This is a genomic window from Vannielia sp. (genome assembly GCF_029212645.1).
GTDB lineage: Bacteria > Pseudomonadota > Alphaproteobacteria > Rhodobacterales > Rhodobacteraceae > Vannielia.
The window spans coordinates 42,335-66,163 of sequence record NZ_JARGND010000010.1 but is presented as its reverse complement, the minus strand read 5'-3'; the positions used below and the strand labels follow the sequence as shown (position 1 = coordinate 66,163).

The 23,829-nt window shown below is 62.6% G+C and carries 26 protein-coding genes; 10 read left to right on the top strand and 16 right to left on the bottom strand.

The features are described 5' to 3' along the window. Positions 1 to 5 precede the first annotated feature (5 nt). From P1U55_RS05245 to P1U55_RS05230, 4 genes are read right to left on the bottom strand one after another with little or no spacing between them, the layout of a single operon-like run. Positions 6 to 362, bottom strand: coding sequence for a hypothetical protein (locus P1U55_RS05245; protein WP_301046473.1), 357 nt, complete (start codon positions 360 to 362; stop codon positions 6 to 8). Next, entirely contained in the window at positions 355 to 1,011 is a 657-nt protein-coding gene (locus P1U55_RS05240; RefSeq protein ID WP_301046472.1) for an HAD-IA family hydrolase, read from the bottom strand. Before P1U55_RS05240 ends, P1U55_RS05245 begins: the two co-directional genes overlap by 8 nt. Continuing rightward, positions 1,008 to 1,562 (bottom strand): 16S rRNA (guanine(966)-N(2))-methyltransferase RsmD, encoded by a 555-nt coding sequence (gene rsmD / locus P1U55_RS05235; RefSeq protein WP_301046471.1) that lies wholly within the window; start codon positions 1,560 to 1,562, stop codon positions 1,008 to 1,010. Before rsmD ends, P1U55_RS05240 begins: the two co-directional genes overlap by 4 nt. A 7-nt stretch (positions 1,563 to 1,569) precedes the next feature. Continuing rightward, the gene (locus P1U55_RS05230; RefSeq protein ID WP_301046470.1) at positions 1,570 to 2,778 is read right to left on the bottom strand and encodes an FAD-dependent oxidoreductase; all 1,209 of its coding nucleotides are present in this window, start codon (positions 2,776 to 2,778) and stop codon (positions 1,570 to 1,572) included. A gap of 80 nt (positions 2,779 to 2,858) precedes the next feature. On the opposite strand from P1U55_RS05230, the gene P1U55_RS05225 reads away from it, so the two are divergent. From P1U55_RS05225 to P1U55_RS05205, 5 genes are read left to right on the top strand one after another with little or no spacing between them, the layout of a single operon-like run. Further along, positions 2,859 to 3,347: a peroxiredoxin gene (locus P1U55_RS05225; RefSeq protein WP_301046469.1), complete on the top strand. Its 489-nt coding sequence runs from the start codon at positions 2,859 to 2,861 to the stop codon at positions 3,345 to 3,347. After that, entirely contained in the window at positions 3,348 to 3,812 is a 465-nt protein-coding gene (locus P1U55_RS05220) for a RidA family protein (RefSeq protein WP_301046468.1), read from the top strand. Further along, positions 3,809 to 4,564 carry a glycerophosphodiester phosphodiesterase family protein gene (locus P1U55_RS05215; protein WP_301046467.1) on the top strand — a complete coding sequence of 252 codons (756 nt, stop codon included), beginning with the start codon at positions 3,809 to 3,811 and terminating at the stop codon, positions 4,562 to 4,564. Before P1U55_RS05220 ends, P1U55_RS05215 begins: the two co-directional genes overlap by 4 nt. 35 nt (positions 4,565 to 4,599) lie before the next feature. Next, positions 4,600 to 5,796, top strand: a complete 1,197-nt coding sequence (locus P1U55_RS05210) for a GNAT family N-acetyltransferase (RefSeq protein WP_301046466.1) — start codon at positions 4,600 to 4,602, stop codon at positions 5,794 to 5,796. After that, the gene (locus P1U55_RS05205; RefSeq protein ID WP_301046465.1) at positions 5,796 to 6,053 is read left to right on the top strand and encodes a 4a-hydroxytetrahydrobiopterin dehydratase; all 258 of its coding nucleotides are present in this window, start codon (positions 5,796 to 5,798) and stop codon (positions 6,051 to 6,053) included. The genes P1U55_RS05210 and P1U55_RS05205 overlap by 1 nt, the downstream gene beginning before the upstream one ends. Positions 6,054 to 6,428: 375 nt before the next feature. On the opposite strand, the gene P1U55_RS05200 is transcribed toward P1U55_RS05205, so the two are convergent. Both P1U55_RS05200 and P1U55_RS05195 read right to left on the bottom strand, forming a co-directional pair. Beyond that, positions 6,429 to 7,727, bottom strand: coding sequence for an HlyD family type I secretion periplasmic adaptor subunit (locus P1U55_RS05200; protein WP_301046464.1), 1,299 nt, complete (start codon positions 7,725 to 7,727; stop codon positions 6,429 to 6,431). Further along, positions 7,724 to 9,460, bottom strand: a complete 1,737-nt coding sequence (locus tag P1U55_RS05195) for a type I secretion system permease/ATPase (protein ID WP_301046463.1) — start codon at positions 9,458 to 9,460, stop codon at positions 7,724 to 7,726. Before P1U55_RS05195 ends, P1U55_RS05200 begins: the two co-directional genes overlap by 4 nt. A 138-nt stretch (positions 9,461 to 9,598) precedes the next feature. Between P1U55_RS05195 and P1U55_RS05190 the strand changes: the two genes are divergently transcribed. The 3 genes from P1U55_RS05190 to P1U55_RS05180 are packed head-to-tail and all read left to right on the top strand — an operon-like array spanning position 9,599 to position 11,407. Beyond that, positions 9,599 to 10,372 (top strand): VacJ family lipoprotein, encoded by a 774-nt coding sequence (locus tag P1U55_RS05190; protein ID WP_301046462.1) that lies wholly within the window; start codon positions 9,599 to 9,601, stop codon positions 10,370 to 10,372. Continuing rightward, complete coding sequence (locus P1U55_RS05185; RefSeq protein WP_301046461.1) at positions 10,362 to 10,979, top strand: phospholipid-binding protein MlaC; 618 nt, start codon at positions 10,362 to 10,364, stop codon at positions 10,977 to 10,979. Before P1U55_RS05190 ends, P1U55_RS05185 begins: the two co-directional genes overlap by 11 nt. Next, entirely contained in the window at positions 10,976 to 11,407 is a 432-nt protein-coding gene (locus tag P1U55_RS05180; RefSeq protein WP_301046460.1) for a hypothetical protein, read from the top strand. The genes P1U55_RS05185 and P1U55_RS05180 overlap by 4 nt, the downstream gene beginning before the upstream one ends. A 30-nt stretch (positions 11,408 to 11,437) precedes the next feature. Here the strand turns inward: P1U55_RS05180 and P1U55_RS05175 are convergent, their stop codons facing one another. Next, positions 11,438 to 13,684 carry a transglycosylase domain-containing protein gene (locus P1U55_RS05175; RefSeq protein ID WP_301046459.1) on the bottom strand — a complete coding sequence of 749 codons (2,247 nt, stop codon included), beginning with the start codon at positions 13,682 to 13,684 and terminating at the stop codon, positions 11,438 to 11,440. Positions 13,685 to 13,937: 253 nt separating this feature from the next. Here P1U55_RS05175 and P1U55_RS05170 point away from each other — a divergent pair, with 253 nt between their 5' ends. Further along, positions 13,938 to 14,276 (top strand): P-II family nitrogen regulator, encoded by a 339-nt coding sequence (locus P1U55_RS05170; RefSeq protein WP_301046458.1) that lies wholly within the window; start codon positions 13,938 to 13,940, stop codon positions 14,274 to 14,276. A gap of 32 nt (positions 14,277 to 14,308) precedes the next feature. Beyond that, positions 14,309 to 15,832 (top strand): ammonium transporter, encoded by a 1,524-nt coding sequence (locus tag P1U55_RS05165; protein WP_301046457.1) that lies wholly within the window; start codon positions 14,309 to 14,311, stop codon positions 15,830 to 15,832. 270 nt (positions 15,833 to 16,102) lie between these two features. Here P1U55_RS05165 and P1U55_RS05160 read toward each other — a convergent pair whose 3' ends face one another. The 9 genes from P1U55_RS05160 to P1U55_RS05120 form a co-directional block, all read right to left on the bottom strand. Further along, positions 16,103 to 16,858, bottom strand: coding sequence for a metallophosphoesterase (locus P1U55_RS05160; protein WP_301046456.1), 756 nt, complete (start codon positions 16,856 to 16,858; stop codon positions 16,103 to 16,105). Positions 16,859 to 16,968: 110 nt separating this feature from the next. Next, entirely contained in the window at positions 16,969 to 18,564 is a 1,596-nt protein-coding gene (serA, locus tag P1U55_RS05155) for a phosphoglycerate dehydrogenase (RefSeq protein WP_301046455.1), read from the bottom strand. Between the two features lie 113 nt (positions 18,565 to 18,677). Next, positions 18,678 to 19,085, bottom strand: coding sequence for a DUF805 domain-containing protein (locus tag P1U55_RS05150; protein ID WP_301046454.1), 408 nt, complete (start codon positions 19,083 to 19,085; stop codon positions 18,678 to 18,680). Between the two features lie 84 nt (positions 19,086 to 19,169). Further along, positions 19,170 to 20,312: a phosphoserine transaminase gene (locus P1U55_RS05145; RefSeq protein WP_301046453.1), complete on the bottom strand. Its 1,143-nt coding sequence runs from the start codon at positions 20,310 to 20,312 to the stop codon at positions 19,170 to 19,172. A gap of 169 nt (positions 20,313 to 20,481) precedes the next feature. Beyond that, complete coding sequence (locus P1U55_RS05140; protein WP_301046452.1) at positions 20,482 to 20,874, bottom strand: low molecular weight phosphatase family protein; 393 nt, start codon at positions 20,872 to 20,874, stop codon at positions 20,482 to 20,484. A 66-nt stretch (positions 20,875 to 20,940) separates the two neighbouring features. After that, positions 20,941 to 21,420, bottom strand: a complete 480-nt coding sequence (locus tag P1U55_RS05135; protein WP_301046451.1) for a UPF0262 family protein — start codon at positions 21,418 to 21,420, stop codon at positions 20,941 to 20,943. Positions 21,421 to 21,489: 69 nt separating this feature from the next. Further along, positions 21,490 to 22,791: a histidinol dehydrogenase gene (gene hisD, locus P1U55_RS05130; RefSeq protein WP_301046450.1), complete on the bottom strand. Its 1,302-nt coding sequence runs from the start codon at positions 22,789 to 22,791 to the stop codon at positions 21,490 to 21,492. A 43-nt stretch (positions 22,792 to 22,834) separates the two neighbouring features. Further along, entirely contained in the window at positions 22,835 to 23,341 is a 507-nt protein-coding gene (locus tag P1U55_RS05125; protein WP_301046449.1) for a GNAT family N-acetyltransferase, read from the bottom strand. Next, positions 23,338 to 23,820: a DUF2948 family protein gene (locus tag P1U55_RS05120; protein ID WP_301046448.1), complete on the bottom strand. Its 483-nt coding sequence runs from the start codon at positions 23,818 to 23,820 to the stop codon at positions 23,338 to 23,340. The genes P1U55_RS05125 and P1U55_RS05120 overlap by 4 nt, the downstream gene beginning before the upstream one ends. Positions 23,821 to 23,829 lie beyond the last annotated feature (9 nt).

Here is a 23,829-nt window from a genome sequence, read left to right as displayed (position 1 = left end):
AGGCACTAGTCCCTTGGGGGGCGCGGCTCATCGCCAGTTAAATCCCACAGGCCCGACATGCCGCTTGGCCCGCTGGTCAACGGTTCGGCGACGATGCCGCCAAAGCGGGCTTCGCGCAGCACCACCGGGCGGCCCCGGATCAGCGCAATCACGCCCCGGCAGGTGATCGCCCCGGCAGGGTCATCCTCCTCGAACCGCCAGGCAAACCCACCCGATGCACTCACATTCCCGGCGATGATCTTGCGGCCCGCCCGGTCACAGGCGCTTTCGCGGCAGTCATTGCAAAAGTGCCAGGGGTAGCGCGGGAAGGCTTTGCGCGGGGTGGCGCAGCCGGGGCAGTGATGATCGGGAAAATCAGCCAAGGCCCAGCGCCTCCAACTCACCCCTCAGTGCCGCCATTGAGGCCACCATCGTGACCCCGAGCGCCTGCATCGCGGCCGCCTGCCCATGCTCGACATAGCCCAGAAAGCCGGTGCCCGCCGCCTTGGCCGCCGCCGCCCCAACCGGGGTGTCATCCACCATTATTGCGCGCGCCGGGTCCACCCCCGCCTGCGCGCAAGCCGCCAGCAGCAGCCCCGGCTCCGGCTTGGAGGTGCCGTGATCATGGGCCGAAAAGATCCGCCCTTCCAGCCGCGCGAACAACCCCGAAGGCCCCAGCGATCCTGCCATCTTTTTCATCGGCCCGTTCGAGGCCACGGCGACCTTGCTGCCCTGCGCCTCGATCCAATCGAGCACCTGATGGGTCCCCGCGCTCACCGGCATCCCGCCCGCCATCAGCGCATAGGTCTTTTCATAGATCCTCGCTTCCCAATCTGCGGGCAGGTCGGCCCCGGCCACGCGCAGGCGCTCCTCGATATTGGCCATTGTGCCGCCAACGAACCGCTCATGAAACTCCCCCGGCCCAAGCAAAAACCCATGCGCGGCAAGGTCTTCAACCACCAGCGCGTCCATCGGCCCCTCGCTATCCACCAACACGCCGTCACAATCAAAGATCACAAGCTCGGGTGTCATGCCGGGGCCTCCATCAGGGTGATATGGGTGTCCCCGTAGCTGCGCCGATCCAACAGCGCAAAGCCCTGGGGCGGCTCCATCGGGGCGCTCTCTTCCCAGACAATCATCGCGCCGGGGGCGAGCCAGCCGCCCTTCATCGCGCCCACCAGCGCCCGCTCACCCAAGCCCTTGCCATAGGGCGGATCGAGGAAGATCAGATCAAACGGCAGGCCCTGATGCTCCCCCAGCTTGGTCGCATCGCGCCGGTATAGCTTTACCTCCGCCATGGCGCGCAGCTTTTCAACGTTCTCGCGCAGCAGGGCACGCGCCTTCACCCCGTCATCCACCGCCGTCACATGCGCCGCCCCGCGCGACAGCGCCTCCAGCCCCAGCGCCCCGGTGCCGGCAAACAAATCCAGCACCCGCGCGCCCTCAAAGCCGCCCCGGCTGGCCAGCACGTTGAACAGCGCCTCGCGCACCCGGTCTGACGTGGGGCGCAAATGCGCGCCCGCATCGCCCTTGCCCAGCGCCGCAAGTGCCGTGCCGCGAAATTTTCCGCCAACTATGCGCATTCTGCCCTCATCCGCGCATCAGCGCCTTCAGGTCGCTGGCCGGATCACCGATCGCCGCCTTGGCGGGGCTTTTGCCCATTTCGATCAGCCGTTTGCCCACCATATAGGCGCGGCTGTCGTTCATCGCGTCCACCGCGCGCAACTCATCGCCGCAGTAGTACCAGAACGACACCGCGCCGCCCTCGCCGGGGCGGGTGACGATATCATCATAGCCGGTGTTCAGCCCGGCGATTTGCAGCTTGGTGTCATACTGGTCTGACCAGAACCAGGGCTTTGCGATGTAGTCTTTCTCGGCGCCCAGCATGTTTTCGGCCACCACCTCGGCCTGATCAATCGCATTGCCAACCGATTCAAGCCTGATGCGCCCGCCCTTATAGGGAAACGAGGCGCAATCCCCCGCCGCATAAATCGCCGGATCAGAGGTGCGGCCCTTGGCATCGGTCTTGATGCCATTGTCGAGCAGCACCCCGGCCAGTTCGGCAAGCTGCGTGCAGGGGGTGATGCCCACGCCCACAATCACCACATCGGCGGCCAGGTCCTCACCATCGCTCAGCACCGCGCCGCTTACACGGCCCTCGCCGGTAAGCCGCTCCAGCCCGGTGCCCTCGCGGATATCAACCCCGTGGCGCTGGTGCAGACCGCGGAAATAGTCCGAGGTTTGCAGCGCGGCGACCCGCTGCAAGATCCGGTCGGCCATTTCCACCAGCACCACCTGCATCCCCAGCTTTGCGCACACCGCCGCCGCCTCAAGGCCAATGTAGCCGCCGCCGATGATCAGCGCGCGGCGCCCCTCGCGCAGCTCCGGCTGCATCCGGTCAATATCGGCCAGGCTGCGCACGGTGAACACGCCCTCAAGATCGCCGCCAATCGCCGCAGGCAGGGCGCGGGGCTGTGAGCCGGTGGTGAGCGCCAGCGCATCATAGCTGATCCGCTCATCGCCCAGATGCACCTCGCGGTTTTCCCGGTCGATCGCCGTCACCTTGCCGCCCAGCCTCAGGGTGATGCCCTGATCGGCATAAAACGCCTCTGGCCGCAGATAAAGGCGCGATTCCTCCATATCGCCCAACAGATAGGCCTTTGAAAGGGGCGGGCGCTGATAGGGCGGCACCGGCTCCTCGCCAATCAGGGTGATGCTGCCCTCATGGCCAAGCGCCCTCAGCTTTGCCACCAGGGACGATCCCGCCTGCCCTGCGCCAATTACCACAATATCCATCACAGGCTCCCTTGCCTTTCGCTCATTCCAAGCATTTCATGGCCACAACCGCTGGAACAGGAAATAGGACAAGGAAGAGACCCATGCAAATCTCAAAAGGCGACACGATCCCATCGGCAACACTGCTGCGGGTGGGCGCAAAGGGGCCAGAGCAGATTGCCCTGAAAGACCTCACCACCGGCAAGAAATGCGTCATTTTCGGGCTGCCGGGGGCCTATACCGGCGTTTGCTCCACCGCCCATGTGCCGAGCTTCGTGAAAAACATGGACGCGCTGCGCGGCGCGGGCGTGGCCGAGGTGATTTGCGTCACCGTGAATGACCCCTTCGTGCTGGACGCGTGGGGCCGGGAAACCGGCGCGACAGCCGCAGGCATCCAAATGCTGAGCGACGCTGACGCCGCCTTCACCAAGGAGATCGGCATGGCATTTTCCGCCCCTCCGGCGGGGCTGATCGATCGCTCGCAGCGCTATGCCATGGTGGTCTATGACAACGTGGTGCAAACCCTCAACATCGAAAACACCCCCGGCGAATGCAATATTTCGGCGGGCGAAGCCATACTGGAGAGCCTCTGAATGCCGGGCGAAATCGAGCGCCGCCTTGCCGAGCTTGGCGTCACCCTGCCCGCCGCCGCTGCCCCAGCGGCCAACTATGTGTCTTACGTTGAAGCGGCCGGGCTGGTCTATGTCTCGGGGCAAGTCAGCATGGCAAACGGCGAGCTGGTCAAGGGCAAACTGGGGGACACGATGGAGCTGGCCGAAGGCGCCGCCGCCGCCCGGCTTTGCGCCATTGCCCTGCTGTCTCAGGTAAAGGCGGCTGCGGGCGGGGATCTTGATCGGCTGAAGCGGGTGGTCAAGCTCACCGCCTTCGTCAACTCCACGCCCGATTTTGGCGATCAGCCTGCGGTGGTCAACGGCGCCTCTGACTTTCTGGTCGAGGCGCTGGGGGACAAGGGCCGCCACGCGCGCTCTGCCGTCAGCGCCGCCTCGCTGCCCTTTGGCGTGGCGGTCGAGATCGAAGGGATCTTTGAGCTGGCATGACAGCACTTCCCCAAAGCCTGCTCGCCCGCCCCATCGCCCACCGCGCCTTCCACGAAAAGGCGGCAGGGCGGGTCGAAAACTCTGCCAGCGCCTTTTCGGCGGCCATTGCCGCGGGCTACCCGGTGGAATGTGACCTTCAACTTTCCTCCGACGGGGCGGCGATGGTGTTTCATGACTACGCGCTTGGCCGCCTCACGGCTGAAAGCGGCCCGGTGCGCCAGCACAGCGCCGCGCAACTGGGCGAAATGGGCCTCACCGGCGGCGATGATGCGATCTGGACCCTGCCCGAAATGCTCAAGCTGGTCGCAGGCCGGGTGCCGCTGCTGATCGAACTAAAGGATCAGGATGGCATCCTCGGCCCCAATGTCGGCGCGCTCGAAGAGGCCACCGTTGCCGCGCTGGCCGATTACAGTGGCGATGTGGCGCTGATGTCCTTCAACCCGCATTCGGTGGCCGCCCTGGCCACCCTCGCGCCCGATATCCCGCGCGGCCTCACCACATGCAGCTTTGATCCCGCCCATTGGGCCACCATCCCCGCCACCCGCCTCGCCGAACTCGCCACCCTCCCCGATGTCGCGCGCACCGGCGCCAGCTTCATCTCGCACCGCCACACCGATCTGGCCAACCCGCGCGTTGCTGCGCTGGCCGCCGAGGGGCTGCCCATCCTCTGCTGGACAGTCCGATCCCGCAGCGAGGCCACAACAGCCAGCACCATCGCCCAGAACATCACTTTCGAGGGCTACGCCGCTTGACGCCCCCCGCCGCCGCCCCACCCTAGGCAAAGCCCATGGACGATACCGCAGAGCAGATCACCATCGAAACCCACGCCTCGCTGGCCGATATCCCGGCCAGCGAATGGGATGCCTGCGCCTGCCCCGAAGCCAGCAATGGCACCCGCCCGATTGATCCCTTCACCACCCACCGCTTCCTGCTGGCGCTTGAGGCGTCGGGCTCGGTGGGCGGGCGCTCCGGCTGGCAACCCACCTATCTCACCGCCCGCGCCGGGGGCACGCTGATCGCCTGCGCGCCGATGTATGGCAAATACCACAGCCAGGGCGAATATGTGTTCGATCACGCCTGGGCCAACGCCTTTGAGCAGGCGGGCGGCGACTATTACCCAAAGCTGCAAATCGCCGTGCCCTTCACCCCGGTTCCGGGCCGCCGCTTTCTGGTGAAACCGGGCTATGAGCACATCGGTATGCCCGCGCTGGTGCAAGGCGCGCTGCAAGTGGCCGAGCGGGCCGGGCTTTCGGGGGTTCACGCCACCTTCTGCACCACCGCCGAGGCCAGCACAGGCGAAAAGCTTGGCCTGCTGCACCGCCGGGGCCAACAGTTTCACTGGCAAAATGACGGCTACAACAGCTTTGATGATTTCCTCGCCGCCCTGTCCTCGCGCAAGCGCAAGATGATCCGCAAAGAGCGCCGTCAGGCCCAGGGCTTTGGCGGCGACATCCTCCACCTCACCGGCGATCAGATCGAACCCGCCCACTGGGAGGCATTCTGGCGCTTCTACCAGGATACCGGCGCGCGCAAATGGGGCACCCCCTACCTCACCCGCGCCTTCTTCGAGCAGGCCCAGGCCACCCTGCGGGATGATATCCTGCTCGTCCTCGCCCGGCGGGAGGGCGCTTGGGTAGCCGGCGCGATGAACTTCATCGGCGCCGAAGCGCTCTATGGTCGCTACTGGGGCTGCACCGAGCACCACCCCTGCCTGCACTTCGAGCTTTGCTACTACGCCGCCATCGACGAGGCCATCGCTCGTGGCCTCGCCCGCGTGGAGGCTGGCGCTCAGGGCGAGCACAAATTGGCCCGCGGCTACCTGCCGCGTGAAACCCACTCCCTGCACTGGCTGGCAAACAAGGGTTTCCACCGCGCGGTCGAGGACTACCTCCATGAAGAAACCCGCGCCGTAGATGAAGAGATCGACATTCTCACCAGCTACGGCCCGTTCAAACGCGGCCCCGACCCGGAGGAGCAAGACTGATGCCCAACACAAGCGATCTGGAGCAAAACGGCTGGAGTGTTGAGGGCGAAACCCTCGTCAAACAATTCAAATTCAAGACCTTCGTGCAGGCCTTCGGCTGGATGAGCAGCGTGGCGCTCGAAGCCGAAAAGGCCGATCACCACCCCGATTGGTCAAACAGCTACAACACCGTGACCGTCCACCTCACCACCCACAGCGCCAAGGCCCTCACCGAGAAAGACACCGCCCTCGCCCACAAGATGGATGCCCTCACCTAAAGGGCCACGCCTTTACCCTGAGACATCAGAAAAGGGCGAGGCGCGCGCACCATTCCCGCCTCGCACTGCGCTCCGCCAAAAGCTGTGATTGAGGTTATTGGCGGAACGCTTTCACCCTCTCAATGCTCCCCTAAATTTCCCCGCCGGAGGCCCAAATCTCTTTTGCGGCCCAAAATCCGCAGCGACCGGCCGGTTAACCCCACCCAGCCCTGCAAATTTGCATATGCATAGGTTGTGCATCACATGTGCATCGCTTGTGGCTGTGATCTTTTTGCGGTTAACGCCGCTTTCCGGCCCATGCCATTCAAAAATGCAAAGCGCCACAGGCCCCATCGCCTCACCAATAAAACAGCCTTTTCAAACCCTTACGCCCGCTTAACTCTCTCGAAACGCCCGGTTGAAATAATCAGCCAGCGGTTTCACAAGGTAGGCTAGCGGCGTGCGGTCCGCGGTGCGGATAAAACTCTCCACCGGCATCCCGGGGATAATCTCATGGCCCGCGAGCTTGCCCATCTCGCCGGGTTCCAGCCGGATTTCGGCGCGGTAATAGGTGGCTTGGGTGCGCTCGTCGATAAAGCTGTCGGCGCTCACCTGTACCACCTGGCCAAAGATGTCAGGCATGTGCCGGGTGTCGAGCGCGGTAAAGCGCAGGGTCACTTCCTGGCCCACATGCACCTCGTCCACATGGATCGGGTCCACGCGGGCCGCAATCACCAGCGGGCGGTCTTGCGGCACGAGGTAAAGCACCGGCTCGGCGGCGCGGACAACAGAGCGCGGGGTGTTAACGGTCAGGTCATAAACGATGCCCGAAACCGGGGCGCGGATATCAAGGCGCGACAAGCGCTCAGACAGGGCAAAGCGGCGTTCTTCCAGCTCCGCCTGGTTCACCCTGAGATCCCGCAACTGGGTGATCGCCTCTTCCCGGCGCGTGGTGCCAAGCTTGAGCACCTCGATCTCAATTTCCGTGGTGCGCCCCTCCGCCTCGGCACGGCTGGCGGTCAATTGGCCGATTTCGCCCGCAAGGCTGGCCTGCTCACGCTCAAGGCCAAGCACATTGTCATAGGAAACAAGGCCCCGGTCATAAAGGCTACGCTGGTTTTCAAGCTCCTGGCGGATCAGCGCGAGCTGGTCGTTGAGCGAGGTCATCTGCGCGTCAATGCCCTCGATCTGGTTGCCGATCTGGGCCTTGCGCTTGTCAAGCTGCTCGGCCTCCTTGGCAAGCGATACATTGCGCGCCGCAAAAAGCTGCCGCTGGCCTTCGACCAGTTCCGCAACTTCTGGCAGCGCCTTGGCCTCTGCAAGGAGTTCATCCGAGAAAACAATGGCTTCCGCCTCATCCCGCTCGGCTTTCAGGCGCGCGCCACGGGCCATGACCTCAAACAACTGGTCCTCCACGATCGCCAGTTCCGAGCGGGTTTCGCTGGGGTCCAGCCGGATCAATACCGCCCCGGCCTCCACCGTGTCCCCCTCATCCACCAGCACGGCCTCAACCACACCGCCGTAGGGGTGCTGCACAACCTGCCGGTTCTGGTCGACCTCAATCGCCCCGGAAGCCACGATCGCGCCCGAGATATTGGCCAGCGTCGCCCATGTTCCAAACCCGCCAAGCAGCACGATCAGCGCGATAAATCCCAGTATAAGCGGGCGCTTGGCCGAGGGTCCGGCGGCGCTCATGTGAGGGCCCCCTGCCCGGTGGAGCGGGTGATTTCCTCGTGGTTTTTCACCATCTGCTTCAGCACCTCATCGCGCGGCCCAAAGGCCTTTCTCAGGCCGCCATCAAGCACCATCAGCACCTCACATTCCTGAATCGCGGCAGGTCGGTGGGCCATGATCAGCACGGATTTGCCCTCATTCTTCATCCCCCGGATCGCCCGGTTGAGCGCCATCGAGCCTTCGCTATCAAGGTTCGAATTTGGCTCATCCAGCACCAGCAGGATCGGGTCGCCGTAAAGCGCCCGCGCCAGCCCGATCCGCTGCATCTGCCCGCCCGAAAGGCGGCCACCGGCGGCGGCAACGCGGGTGTCATAGCCCTCGGGGAGCTTCAGGATCATCTCGTGAGCGGCGGCCTTTTTGGCAGCGGTTACAACGGCTTCGTCGTTGGGCGCTTCGGCGAGGCGGGCGATGTTTTCGGCGATGGTGCCATCAAACAGCGTTACCCTTTGCGGCAGGTAGCCGATGTAGCTGCCAAGCACGTCAGGGTCGTATTGATCCAGCGTTGCCCCATCCAGGCGCATCTGGCCACCGGCAATTTTCCAGGTGCCGGTAATGGCCCGCGCAAGGGTGGATTTGCCAGCGCCAGACGGCCCGATGATCCCCATCGCCTGCCCCGGTTTCAGCTGAAACGTGATCATCCGCAGCGAGGCCTGGCTTTCGCCCGGTGGCACCACCGTCACCTGATTGCCCTCCAGCAGCGCCCTTGGCGCGGGCAGCGCGGTGCGCGGCGCTTCGGGCTGCACGGCGGTGAGCAGGTGGCTCATCGCTTTCCAGCCCTTCGAGGCGCGAGACACAAGCTCCCACTGGCCGATCAGCATTTCAACAGGTTGCAAGGCCCGGCCCAGCATGATCGAGCCTGCAATCATCGCCCCCGCCGTGAGCTGACCTTGCAGCACAAGGTAGGCGCCAAGGGCGAGCATTGCGGATTGCAGAAAAAGGCGGAAGGTCTTGGAAAGGGTCGCATATCCGCCCGCCCGATCGGAGGCATCAATGCCGCGCAACAGCGCCGCGCTGCGGGCCTTTTGCCAACGGTTGAAGGTGGCTCCGCGCATCCCGAGCGACTGGATCACCTCGGCCTCGTGGCGCAGCTGATCTGCCATCCGCTCCGCCCGTTCGCCCCCGGCAGCGGCCTCCAGCGCCGGGCGGCGGGTGCGCCTTTGGTTGAGCAGCGCCACCGCAATAAGCAAGGCCCCGCCCCCCACCGCCAGCACGCCAAGATAGGGGTGAAAGATGAAGATCGCGGCCAGAAAAAGCGGTGTCCACGGCACATCGAAAAGCGCCATGAGGGCGGGCGAGCCAAGGAAGCGCTGCACCGAATCCAGATCGCGCAAGCCACTGGCGGAAAACTCGTTTCCCGGCTGAAGCCCCTCAGCCTTGAGCATCGCAGAAAACACCCGCCCCTCCATTGCCGCCTGAAACCGTGCCGCAACGCGGGCCATCACGCGGCCCCGCGCATAATCCAGCAGGCCCATCATCAAGTAAAGAAAGGCGACCAGCACAAAAAGCGCGACCAGCGTTTCCTCGGAGCGCGAGCCAAGGACCCGGTCATAGATTTGCAGCATGAAAAGCGGGCCGGTCAGCATCAACAGGTTGACGAATATCGAGAAAAGGAAGGCAGAGCGAAAAAGCCCACGGGCTTTGGCCCGAGCAGCGCGCAGCTCTGCCAAGCCTTTGGCCGCGTCATTCCCTACCATTGCTGCATCACTCCTTGGAAACCTGCACCCAGCCCCTGTTGTGACCTGTCGCGTGGATCGTTATCTTGCGTCGGAAGGCCAAGCGGGGCAGCCCGTCCACCATGCGCGCAAGATATGAAGAACTGATTGGGAATACCATTGTTTCATCAACAGAAACGACAGGCCCGTGCCCTCATTGCACTGGCCCTCACTGCCCTGGCCCTCTCGGCCTGCACGCCCAACACCACCGGCGAGGCAATTTTTGATCCCTATGAGGATCGTAACCGCAAGGTTCATGCCTTCAACAAAAGCGTTGATCGCGCCTTTGGCGGCGGCAAGGACAACGGGGGTGGGGTGGCCAAGGCCATTCCGCGCCCTGTCACCCAGGGGCTGAGCAACTTTTCGAGCAATATCGACCAGCCCGCCGCGATGATGAACCATATATTCCAAGGGGATATGGAAAGCGCGCTGCGCAACTTCTGGCGCGTGGCGGTGAACACGACCGTGGGCATTGGCGGGCTGTTTGACCCGGCGAGTAAAATCGGCCTTCACGATGACCGCACCGATTTTGGCGTAACGCTGGCCAAATGGGGCGTGCCGGAGGGGGCCTATGTGGAACTTCCCTTCATTGGCCCGACCACCGAGCGCGATGTGGGAGGGCGGATTCTGGATACGGTGCTGAACCCGCTGCAAGGCGTGATCGACGCGGAAGACCAGCGCACCATCACCGGGGTAAAGATCGCCGCACGCGCAGGTGATCGCGCCCGCTATTCGGAAACGGTCGATTCCGTCCTATATGACAGTGCAGACAGCTATGCGCAGTCTCGCATCATCTACCTGCAAAACCGCAGGGGCGAGGTGGGTGACACAGCCGCATCCGACGTAGAAGCAGACGACGTTTATGACGCGTATGAGGATTATTATGACAACTAGTCACCCCACGTTCCTGAGCCGCCGCAGCCTGCTGGCAGGCCTTGCCGCCCTTCCTGCCGCCACGCTGGCCCTGCCGCGCAGCGCCATGGCGCTCTCCTCCGGCGCATCCGAAAAGCTGGTGCGCGCCGCGGTGGATGATATCAACAAGGTCATCAACTCGGGCAAATCAGAGCGCGCGATGTATGGCGACTTCGAGCGCCTGTTCATCAACTACTCGGATGTGAATTTCATCGCCTACTCGTCGCTTGGCGTGGCTGCTCGCAGTGCCTCGAAAGCGCAGATGAGGGCCTATGTCCCGGCCTATACCGCCTATGTCAGCCGCAAGTATGGCCGTCGCTTCCGGGAGTTGATCGGCGGCAAGATCGAGGTTGATGGCGCGCGTCCGGTGAAAAGCTGGATCGAGGTTGATACCACCGCACGGCTGCGCGGCGAAGCGCCGTTTGATGTGACCTTCCTCGTGAGTGACAAGAGCGGCAAGCACAAGTTTTTCAACCTGTTCATTGCCGATGTGAACATGCTTTTGACCGAGCGCACCGAGGTTGGGGCCATGCTGGACAGACGCGGCGGCAACGTGGATGCGCTGATCCAGGACCTGAAACGCGCGTGAGCAAGCACCGGCTTCTGGCGGCGTTTCTGGCGCTTGGCATCGCGGCCCCCGCTGCGGCGCTTGAGGTGGAGGGCCGCTACAAGGCCACACCGGAAGCCGATTGTGCCGGGCCGGATGATGCCGAGGGGCTGATCCGCATCGAAGGCGGGATCTTCAGCGGCATCCGCTCACGCTGCGAAATGCGCAATCCGGTCAACGTGGTGGGCATGAATGCCCAGCTTTTCGATATGCACTGTGAGGGCGAAAACGAAACTTGGACAGAGCGCGCGCTGTTCATGGAAGGGGCCGAGGGCGGCCTCATACTCGCGTGGAACGGCTACGCCTTTCGATATGAGCGGTGCCCGCTGCCAAGCGAAGAACCCGCCACCGAAGAGACGCGCGCCGAGGATGCCAGCGCCGAAGAGCGCCCTGAAACAGCCGCCGATTAAGCTTGGCGACCCTCGCGACCCTGTGGGCGATCAGTTATTGCCGCCCAGCAGGTTTTTCAGCACATCATCAAGAATCCGCTCTGCGAGATCGCCGTTTTCCTTGCGGCGTTGCTGGCGCTCCTGTCGGCGTTTATCCCGTTCGGCCTGACGCTGGGCACGCTCTGCGGCGCGGCGCTCGGCGGCGGTTTGTTCCCGCCGGGATTGCTGGGGGGCTTCGGCAACCGATGGTTTTGCCGCCTCGGGCACCTTCATCGGCAACGCCCGCACCGGCAGGCCCTCGTTCACCCGCAACATGGTTTCGCGCCAGATCTCGGCGGGCAGCCCGCCACCGGTGACGCCGGTGAGCGGGGTGTTATCGTCATATCCCATCCACACGCCTGCAACGTAATCGGCGGTGAACCCAAGGAACCAGGCATCCCGCGCCGCCGAAGTAGTGCCGGTTTTGCCAGCAGCGGGGCGGCCGATCTTGGCGCGCCTGCCGGTGCCAGACTCAACCACCTGGCTCATCATATAAACCAGGTATTGCGCCGCCTCATCGGTGATGACGCGCTCGCCAATGCCGCCACCCTGGCCCATCAGCGGGGCGTCATCGCCCTTGATGCGCAACTCGATGATCCCGTAGGGCGTAACCGACTGGCCGCCATTGAGAATGCCCGCATAGGCGCCAGACATCTCCAGCAACGACGATTCGGACGCGCCCAGAGCCAGCGCGGGGCCAGCGGCGAGATCACTCTCGATGCCAAAGTCCTCGGCAATGTTGCGCACGTTTTCACGCCCCACAGCCTCAGAGACCTTCACGGCGGGGATATTGTAGCTATGGGCCAGCGCCTCGGTGAGCGTGACCCGGCCGTGGAACTTTTTGTCATAGTTCTTGGGGCTATAGGGGCCGGAGCCGGGCACATTGATGGTAAGCGGCTCATCCACCACCGTCGCATTGGGGGTATAGCCCAGATCAAGCGCGGCGGCGTAAACGAAGGGCTTGAAGCTGGAGCCGGTTTGCCGCTTGGCCATGGTGGCCCGGTTGAACGCACCGCTGACCTTGGTTTGCCGCCCGCCGACCATGGCGCGCACGGCACCATCGGCGCTCATCACCACAATTGCCGCCTGCGCCTTGGAGCCTTCGCGCACCTTGGTGGCAAACACCTCTTTCATCGCGGCCTCGGCAGCCTTTTGCAGCCGCTGGTCGAGGGTGGTTTTGAGAATCACGTCCTCGGCGGTGTCTTTCGTCAAAAAGTCGGGACCAGCCTCCATCACCCAATCGGCAAAGTAGCCGCCAGCCCGCGCTTGCGCCGCTTGGCTGAGGGTTGCCGGGGTGTTGGTGTTTTTCTGGCGCTCGTCCATGGTGATATAGCCCTGCTCCTGCATCAGCTTGAGCACGGTTGCGGCACGCGCCTGTGACCGCTCCAGATTGTTGGTTGGGGCATAGCGCGTAGGGGCCACCAGAAGGCCCGCCAGCATGGCCGCTTGCGCCGGGTTCAACTCTTTGGCGGGGATGCCGAAGTAGCGCTGCGAGGCGGCGGCAAACCCACGCGACGAGGCCCCAAGATACGCCCGGTTGAGGTAAATCGCGAGCACCTCATCCTTGGTGTAGCGGGTTTCCAGCGCCATGGCGTAGATCATTTCCTTCAGCTTGCGCCACAGGGTGGTTTCCCGGCAATCCGCCTCATAGGCGGCTTCGCTCTCCCATGCGCTGGGATCATAAGGGGTGCCGAGGCAGAGCAGTTTGGCGGTTTGCTGGGTGAGGGTAGAGCCACCGTGCCCCGAAAGCGGCCCGCGCCCCTCCGACAGGTTGATCTTGATGGCAGAGGCAATGCCGCGCGGGCTGACGCCGAAGTGGCGATAGAATCGCTTGTCCTCGGTGGCCACCACTGCGTTTTTCAGGTGGGGGGAGATATTATCAACGGTGACGGCACCGCCAAAGGTTTCTCCGCGCCAGGCAAAAACCTTGCTCTCCCGGTCAAGCAGGGTCACGGAGCCACGGGTGCGGGCATCAAGCAGCGCGTTCACATCTGCGGGAAGCTTGGTGTAAAAATAGGCAACGGCCCCGGCCACGATCAGGCCAGTCACCACCCCGGCGCGCCAGGAAATGCCCCAGATCAGCCGCACGAAGAAACCGATCACCCGGCGCACCCATCCGGCAAAGCCCTTGGGCGCGGGGCGCTTGGCCCGCGGTGCTCTCTTTTTCTTCGGGGGTTTTGCCTTGGTCTTGGCCGGTGCCGCGCGTGAATAGCGCCGATCCGCCCTCAAAGGCGTCTTCTTGTTTCCGTTCCCGCTCATGCGTGCCTCGTTCGCATTTTTGCCGCACCATAGCGACCCCAACACCAAAAGGGGAGACAAAGCAGCGCGATCTGGCCTCTTTTAACTTCGCTTAATTTTTATGCATGACCATCAATTTGTGCAAAAATTGTGCAACTGCACCCAGATTCAGCCCCCTTTCCCCCCTCCCGTTCCTTGAAGCTCCCCCCCTTCCCGGCGTGACTGACCTCCGTCAACCCGCCGGGGGAGCCTGGCAAATTGGAAGGGGACATCAGTGAAACTCATCATTGCAGCAATCAAGCCGTTCAAGCTGGAGGAGGTCCGGGAAGCCCTGACCGCCATTGGCGTGCGCGGGATGATGGTGACCGAGATCAAGGGTTTCGGATCGCAATCAGGGCATACCGAAATCTACCGTGGCGCAGAATACGCGGTGAACTTCGTGCCCAAGGTAAAGCTCGAAATCGCCGTGGCGGCCTCGATGGCCGACCAGGTTGTAGAGACCATTCAGACCACCGCGAAAACCGACAAGATCGGCGACGGCAAGATCTTCGTGCTGGACATCAACCAAGCAGTGCGCGTGCGCACCGGCGAAATGAACGAAGAAGCGCTGTAAGGCGCGACGGGACAACGGAGAGACCGAGAACCATGAAAGCGATCAAACTCCTTATGGCCAGTGGCGCGATTGCGCTATTTGCCAGCCTTGCGAGCGCCCCGGTGGCGATTGCGCAAGAGACAGCCACCGAGGAGCCTGCTGCGGAAGCTGCGGCTGATGGCCCCTCTGCTGCGGCCCTTGCGGCTGCCGATGCGGCCTATGTGTCGCCCGAAGAGATGCTGAAAGCAAAGGCCGCCGCCGCTGCACAGGCTGCGATCGACGAGGGTGAAGACCCCGCCGAAGCCGCTGCTGGTGTGATGTCGGCAACCTATCAGCCCTTCATCAACGGCGACTTCATCCTCACCAGCTTCCTGTTCCTCGTGGCAGGCTTCCTGGTGTTCTGGATGGCGGCTGGCTTTGCCATGCTCGAAGCGGGCCTTGTGCGCCAGAAGAACGTGACGATGCAGCTCACCAAGAACGTGGCGTTGTTTTCGCTCGCTGCGATCTTCTATTACCTGATCGGCTATAACCTCATGTACCCGTTGGGCACATGGTCGGTTGATGGTGTGTTTTCGGGCGTTTGGGGCCCGGGTGTTCTGGAAGCTGTGGGCGTTTCGGCCGCAGATGCCGACGACATCGGCTATGCCTCCACCGGCTCGGACTTCTTCTTTCAGTTGATGTTCTGCGCCACCACCGCTTCGATCGTTTCCGGCACGCTGGCCGAGCGTATCAAGCTGTGGCCTTTCCTGCTGTTCACCATCGCGCTGACAGCCGTGATCTACCCGCTTCAGGCTTCCTGGAAGTGGGGCGGCGGTTTCCTCGATGCGGCAAACTTCCAGGACTTCGCCGGCTCGACGGTTGTGCACTCTGTGGGTGGCTGGGCCGCTCTGACAGGGGCGATCATCCTTGGCGCCCGGATTGGCAAGTATAAGGACGGTCGTGTGCATCCGATGCCCGGCTCCAACCTGACACTCGCCACGCTTGGTACGTTTATCCTGTGGCTCGGTTGGTTTGGCTTCAATGGCGGCTCGCAGCTTGCCATGGGTACCGTGGGCGATGTGGCTGATGTGAGCCGGATCTTCTCCAACACCAACACCGCTGCTGCGGGTGGCGCGATTGCCGCACTGGTGATGACGCAGATCCTCTACAAGAAGGTCGACCTGACGATGGTTCTCAACGGCGCTCTCGCGGGCCTCGTTTCGATCACCGCCGAGCCGCTTACGCCTTCTCTGGGCATGGCAACGCTGATCGGCATGGTCGGTGGTATCATCGTGGTCTTCGCGGTGCCGTTCCTCGACAAGCTCAAGATCGACGACGTTGTGGGCGCCATTCCGGTGCACCTGATGGCCGGTATCTGGGGCACCATCGCGGTTCCGATCACCAACGGCGACGCTTCGTTTGGCGCACAGCTTTACGGCATCGTTGTGGTGGGTATCTTCACCGTGATCGCCTCCGGTCTGGTGTGGTTCATCCTGAACCTCGTGATGGGCCTGCGGTGCAGCGAAGAAGACGAGATCAACGGTCTCGACACTTCGGAGCTGGGCATGGAAGCCTACCCCGAGTTCGCAAAGGGCTGATCCGCCCCACCGAACCAAAGCAAACAAAAATGCCCCGGGTGCCTATGGTGCCCGGGGTTTTTCTTTGCGCGAATGCATGGGTGCGGGCTGTTTGTGGCTGTCCGTGGGGGCTGGCACGGATCAGCGGCGAAGCGCGCGCCCTCGGCCCCGGGCAACGCGCGCGGGGTTAGAGCGTGCCGCGTTCATTCGAATTCACGAGACACGCTCTAACTTATTGATTTCGCGTGTTCGAGAAGCTCAAAACCGGTTCCCACTTTTGAGCAACATGCTCTAGCTGGTGGCGTAGGCTTCAGCCGTCGGGCGCAGCTCTTCGCGGCCCTCTTCACCGAGCAAAAACACCTGCCCGTCTTCGATCACCACGCCAGAGAGCGGCCCGCCGTAAGCGGCGGCGCTGTCGATGTTGAGGCGGTTTCCGTAATGAACGGGGCTGCGCACGGGCGAGTGGCCGTGCACGATGAGCGGGCCATGGTCGCGCGGGTCCGAAAGGAACGGCTCGCGAATCCAAACCAGATCATCCTCAACCTGCTCGTCAAGCGGCACGCCGGGGCGGATGCCTGCATGCACAAAGTAGAGGCCCTCCATCGCAAGGACGTTTGGCATGGCCGTGAGAAAGGCGATGTGTTCTTGGGGCACCGCGGCGAGGGCATCCGCGTGGATTGCCTCCTTGCCACGGTCGGGGTTGGTATCCACCCCATAGCTTTGCAGGGTTTCGCTGCCACCGATGCTGAACTGCAGCCAATGCAGATCAGTGCGCAGCTGGTCCCGCAGGCGGGCAGGATCAAGGAAGCGGCTCATGAGCCTGTCATGGTTGCCTCTCAGCGCCTCCCAGGGTTTGCCTGCGTTCATGCCTTCCAAAAGGTAGGAGATCACGCCCGCCGAATCAGGCCCACGGTCCACAAGATCACCGACATGCACCACAAGGGCGTTCGGGTCATTGACCTGCGCCCTGTCAGCCGCGATGCGGCCGTGGATATCCTTGAGCTTATCGAGATGTCCGTGAACATCCCCAATCGCATAGACACGCATACCGCTTTGACCTTTCAACAAAAATCGGGCGACACCGATCAACCGACACCGCCCGATAAAACACACCTGGCTGTGAGGTCAACCGCGAGGCGATTGATCCCACAAAACCGTTACGAAACGTCGAACGCAAGCGGCTTGATTTGCTGGAACAGGCCGGTATCGCGCAGCTTGCCCTGCACCTCTGGCGAGATCACCCCATCAACGTAGAGCAGCGCAATCGCATCGCCGCCAACATCGGAGCGGCCAAGCGTAAAGTTGGCGATGTTCACGCCGTTTTCACCCATGGTTTGCCCCAAGGTGCCGATAATGCCCGGCTGGTCCTTGTTGGTGGTGTAGAGCATATGCGCCCCGATCTCGGCGTCGATGTTGATGCCCTTGATCTGGATGAAGCGCGGCTTGTTGTCGGAAAACACCGTGCCCGCGATTGAGCGTTCACGCGTTTCGGTCACCACCGTCACCTTGATGTAGCCCTCGAACACGCCGGACTGGTCCTGGTTGGTGGTCGACAACTGCACACCGCGCTCTTTGGCGATAACCGGTGCGCTCACCAGGTTCACGTCGGGGTTCGAGCGCTTCATGATGCCCGCCACCACGGCGCAGTTGAGCGCCTCAAGGTTCATCTTGGACGCCACACCATCATAGAGGATGTTGATCGCCTTGATCGGATCATCGGTCAGCTGGCCGATAAAGCTGCCGAGGTGATCCGCAAGCTTGACCCACGGCCCCATGACCTTGGCTTCTTCGGCGGTCATCGACGGCATGTTGAGCGCGTTTTCAACAGCGCCGGTGAGCAGGTAGTTCGACATCTGCTCCGCGACTTGCAGCGCCACGTTTTCCTGCGCCTCGGTGGTGGCCGCCCCAAGGTGCGGGGTGCAAACCACGTTGGGCAGGCCAAACAGCGGGTTCTCCTTGGCGGGCTCTTCGGAAAACACATCAAAGCCAGCGCCAGCCACATGGCCGGATTTCAGCAGCTCGGCCAGAGCGACCTCATCAACAAGGCCACCACGGGCGCAGTTGATGATCCGCACGCCTTTCTTGGTTTTGGCGAGGTTCTCGGCCGAAAGGATATTGCGGGTGCTATCGGTGAGCGGGACGTGCAGGGTGATGAAATCGGCGCGCTGGAGAAGCTCATCAAGCTCAACCTTCTCGACCTGCATCTTTTGCGCCTTCTCTTCCGAGAGGAACGGATCAAAGGCCACAACCTTCATGTGCAGGCCACGGGCGCGGTCACAGACGATCCCACCGATGTTGCCCGCGCCGATCACGCCAAGGGTTTTGCCGGTCAGCTCAACCCCCATGAACTTGGACTTTTCCCACTTGCCCGCATGGGTCGAGGCAGAGGCCTCGGGGAGCTGGCGCGCGACGGCGAACATCATGGCGATGGCATGTTCGGCGGTGGTGATCATGTTGCCGAAGGGCGTGTTCATCACGATCACGCCCTTCTTGGAGGCGGCTTCCTTATCGACATTGTCGGTGCCGATGCCAGCACGGCCCACCACCTTGAGCTTGTCGGCATGTTCCAGCAGCGTGGGCGTGACCTTGGTGGCGGAGCGGATGGCAAGGCCATCATACTGGCCGATCACTTCGGCGAGCTTTTCCTTGTCTTTGCCCAGCTCGGGCATGAAATCAACGTCGATCCCGCGATCGCGAAAAATCTGCACAGCGGTTTCGGAAAGTTTGTCGGATACGAGTACTTTAGGCGCCATTTTGCGTGGTCCTCGGCTTTGAGTCAGGGGTCAGTTCTGTCCCTTGCGTGGGGTCAGCACGCGCGGGCTTTCAGGTCGGGGTGCCCTCCCCTGTGGCGGGGAGGGCGCGTGTTTTACACGGTTGGCACAGGAGCCGGGGGCGTGGCAGCCAGCGGGTCGGGACCAAAACGGTTTGGCCCTTCGGTGCCCTTGGTGCAGAACCACACGATCAGAATGATCGCGCCAACCAGCGGGATCAAACAGATCAGCAGCCACCAGCCGCTTTTGTCGAGATCATGCAAACGGCGCACGCTGACTGCGATACCAGGGATCAGCAGCCCGAGGATCACCACCAGAACGATGATGGCACCAATGAGCGCTGCGGTCTGGCCCATGGCAGCGAAAACGCCCATGAGAACCTGCGCGACGATGTTCACAATCTGTGTAAATAGGAACCACCACCAAAAACCCGACCGCGGCGTGCGATCGCGAAAGTTGGTGTAATTGCTGAAACCGTTAGAAATTGCTTCTCCAAAAGTCATTTTATTGTAACTCCTTAGTGGATAATTTAATTTAGACCTGTTCGCCCAGAACTGACTCAAGGCCAGTCCGGGCTACCAGAGGTCTTAAATTGAAGCAACTTCAACGTTATAGGCCCACTCCAGCCACGGCAGCATCGCTTCCACGTCTGCGGTCTCTACCGTGCCACCGCACCAGATACGCAAACCTGCGGGCGCGTCACGGTATGCGCCCACATCCAGGGCCACATTTTCGGCCTCCAGACGCTTGGCGACGGCCTTGGCGAAGGCCGCACCATCTGTGATGCGCGGATCGGTGAACTTGACGCAAACCGAGGTGTTGGAGCGGGTCGCCGGATCGTTTGCGAGGTTGGCGATCCAGTCGCGGCTGTCGCAAAAATCCCATACGGCACGGGCATTTGCATTGGCCCGGCCCATCAGGCCCTCAAGCCCGCCAACCGATTTGGCCCATGCCAGCGCTTGCAAATAATCCTCAACGGCGAGCATCGACGGGGTGTTGATGGTTTCACCCACGAAGATACCCTCGATCAGCTTGCCGCCCTTGGTCATGCGGAAGATCTTGGGCAGCGGCCATGCGGGGGTGTAGCTTTCAAGCCGTTCCACCGCGCGGGGGCTCAGGATGAGCATCCCGTGGGCCGCCTCGCCGCCCAGCACTTTTTGCCAGGAGAAGGTGGTGACATCGAGCTTGTCCCACGGCAGATCCTGCGCGAAGGCCGCCGAGGTGGCATCACAAATGGTCAGCCCTTCGCGGTTAGCCGGGATCGCCGCGCCATTTGGCAAGCACACGCCAGAGGTGGTGCCGTTCCAGGTGAACACAACGTCGGTGTCAAAGTCGATCTCGGCAAAGTCGACGATCTCACCGTAGTCGGCGGTTTTGGTGGTCGCGTCGATCTTGAGCTGCTTGACCACATCGGTCACCCAACCAGCGCCAAAGCTCTCCCATGCCACCATGGTGGCGGGGCGGGCACCGAGCATCGACCACATCGCCATTTCAACGGCGCCGGTATCGGAGGCGGGCACAATCCCGATGCGATAATCGGCAGGAACGCCAAGAATTTCGCGGGTGGTCTCGATCGCTTCTTTCAGCTTCGCCTTGCCAATGGCCGCACGGTGCGACCGGCCCAAAGCGGCGTCAGACAGCTTGTCGAGTGTGAAAACGGGGGGTTTGGCACAGGGGCCAGAAGAAAAACGCGGATTTGCCGGGCGCGTTGCCGGAGCTTCGATAGCCATTGATGGTATCCTTACAGATATATGCCCTTCGTTGGGGAAGGGTGTCCCACCCCCGCCCATAAAGCCGGTTTCACAGAGGCGCAAGGCGGAAATTGCGGCAATGTCGACGCATCTGGGCGCAAAAGCGGCAGCGGCGGGTGGGATCGTCAAAAGCTTGGCGTGGCGCGCGCTAGTGAGTCGGCGGGCCGAACCGTGCCCTCATGCGCTCCACGAGTTGATCGCGCACCTGCCGGTAGACGGAAAGCTTGGCATCGCGGGTTTCACCCAGGCCGCTTGGGTCCATGATCGGCCAATACTCCACCTCTAGGTGGTAGATCCGTGTCAACTCAAGGACTTGGCGCTGTGACGCGGGCGAGAGCGCGACCACCAGATCAAACCCCGAAAGATCATCGCCCCACTGCTGCATCTCTTCGAAACTGCGCGATTTGTGCCGCTCCAGTTCCACCCCGATCTCGGCGCAGACGGCAATGGCGAAGCCGTCAATATCAAGGTCGTTATACACCCCGGCAGATTGCACATAGGCATCGTGGCCATAGAACTTCTTCATCAGCCCTTCGGCCATAGGCGAGCGTATGGCATTGTGATCACAGCAAAAAAGCACTGACGAAGGGAAGTTTTTGCCCAACCCCTAGCTCCCGAAGTGCAACACGCAGATGAGAGTAAAGAGCCGGCGGGCGGTGTCGGTATCAACCTCGGCCTTGCCTTCAAGGCGCTCTTGCAGCACGCGCGCGCCCTCATCGTGGATGCCACGGCGGGCCATGTCGATCGCCTCGATCTGATGCGGCGGCAGCTTTTTGACAGCGTCGTAATAGCTTTCACAGATTTGCCAATAGTCCTTCACGACCTGCTTGAAAGGCGACAGCGAAAGGTGGAACGCGCCAATCCTTGCGCCGCTTTCATCAGCGATATCAAACACAAGGCGACGGTCGCGGATAGAAAGGTGAAGCTGATAGGGGCCCTTGGGCACGTCTGCACCATCGCGGGCCGCGGGCGTGAAGCTATTGCTTTCCAGCAGGTCAAACACCGCAACCTTGCGCTCTTGCTCGATCTCCGGCGTGGGCGGAGGCAGATTGGCGTCGTCGATCTCGATCCGGCAGATGCAACTCATGGGCGCACGTCCTTTAGCAGTTGCCAAAGGAGTAGCGCGGCTGGGCGCATACTGCAATGCAGCGAAGTCCTAGCGATTGAGCTTGTCGAGCCGGGCACGCACCGAAAGCCCGTGGGCTTCAAGGCTTTCCGACTTTGCCAGTGTTTCCGCCGCCGGGCCGATGGCGGCGAGCGCCTCGGGGGTCATCCTGGCGACGGTGGTGCGCTTGAGAAAGTCCATCACCGACAAGCCAGAAGAGAAGCGGGCGGAGCGGGCGGTGGGCAACACATGGTTGGGGCCGCCGATGTAATCGCCGATGGCTTCGGGGGTCCACTGACCAAGGAAAAGCGCTCCCGCGTGCTTGATGCGGGCGGCCAATGGCTCGGGGTCGGCTACGCAAAGCTCCAGGTGTTCGGGGGCGATGCGATCAGAGAGTTTGGCAGCTTCTTCAAGGGTTTGCACGGTAATGACCGCCCCGAAATCGCGCCAGCTTTTGCCAGCGATCTCGCGGCGCTCCAGCGTTTTCAGCCGTTTCTCAACCGCTTCGGCCACCTTGCGGCCAAAAGCGGCGTCGGTGGTGATGAGGATGGATTGCGCGCTTTCATCGTGCTCGGCCTGCGAAAGCAGATCAAGGGCGAGCCAATCCGGGTCATTCTCGGCATCGGCGATCACGAGAATCTCGGAGGGACCGGCGATCATATCAATCCCGACGCGGCCAAACACCCGGCGCTTGGCGGCGGCCACGAAGGCATTGCCGGGGCCTGTGATTTTATCCACTGGATCAATGGCTTGCGTGCCATAAGCCAGGGCCGCAATCGCCTGGGCGCCGCCGATGCGGTAAACCGTTTCCACCCCGGCCAAACGGGCGGCGTAGAGCACCAGCGGGTTCACCACACCGCCCGGCGTGGGGCAGGCCACCACCAGCCGCTCCACCCCGGCAACCTGCGCGGGCACGGCGTTCATCAACACCGAGGAGGGGTAGCTGGCCAGCCCGCCGGGCACATAGAGGCCCGCCGCCGAAACCGCACCCCAGCGCCAGCCAAGGGTTGCGCCCTCGGGATCGGTCCACTGGGCATTTTCGGGCATTTGGCGAACGTGATAGGCGCGGATGCGCTCTGCCGCGAGTTCCAGCGCCTCGGCCTCTGCCGGGGGGACGCGGGCGCAATGCGCCTCGATCTCGGCCTCGGAAAAGGCCAGCGTCTCAGGCGTGAGATCGAGCTTATCGAACTTTGCCGTCAACTCGATCACCGCTGCATCCCCACGGGCGCGCACATCGGCAATGATCCCGGCGACGATATCATCGACATCCGGCGCATCTTCGCGCTTGGCCCCCAGCAGGGCGGTGAAAGCGGCCTCGAAGCCGGGTTCGCTGCTGTCGAGATAGACGGGCATGGCAACTCCTTTGCCCGCCTCTTACCCGCCCTGCGGAATGCGCTCAAGCGGTGAGATCACCATCAAGACGCCGTATCATATGCCATTCATCGTGAAACATATCGTTAACGCGCAGCGCACGGGGGGCCACGCCCACCCTCTCAAAGCTGTGCCGGGCATAAAACGCCTGGGCGCGGGGGGCGGCGGAGGAGACATAAAGCTCTGCCTGAAGCACGCCATCCGCGCGGGCCTGGGCAAGCGCGGCCTGCATCAGCGCATCGGCCGCGCCGGTGCCGCGATGGGCAGGGCTGACATAGGCCGACATGATCCAGGCGCGATGGTCAATCTTGAGGCCGTCTTCGCGGACATAGGCGAGGAAGCCCGTGAGCTTGCCCGCAGAAAAGGCCCCGAAGAAGGTGAGCATTTCCAAGCGGTTGACGAAGTGCGACAGCGGCAGGCGGCGGGCCTCATCGTAAGAGTCGCCAATGGCTGGGGGGAAATGGCGCTGGGCCTCACGCCGCCGCGCGCTAACGGCTTCGCCGTCGCGGGTGGTGCGGCGCGGCTGGCTCACACGGCGGGGTGGGTGGGGGCGTGGCCGGAGGGGGCGATGTAGGGGCGGGTGACATCTTTTAACACGATATCAAGGCATTCCACGGTGAGCTTGATCGCGCCGTCGCCTGCCAGTGTGAGCACCACAACCCCGGTGCCATCTTCGCCCTCCTGCCACGTGATATCGAGCAGGGAGAGGATGGTTTCACTATCGTGCCGGTCAATCCCCATCGTGGAAACGCCTGTTACATCGCCCAGCCGCAGCACCGATTGAACCCGCTCGTAGGGGCGGCCACTGGCCTCGGCGCGGGGCTTGTCTTCCCAGCGGAAGCGATTGAGAAGAAGGGCAAATTCGCGGTGCGCGCGATCCCATTTCATCTCGGTGATGGGAAAGATTGCATCCTGCACCAGTGACGCAACGATCGGCACAGAGCCTGCATCCATCGCGGCGATATAGATCGGGCGTTCGTCGCCGTCTTCAAATTTGGCATCGTCAGACAAAGCGGGCCT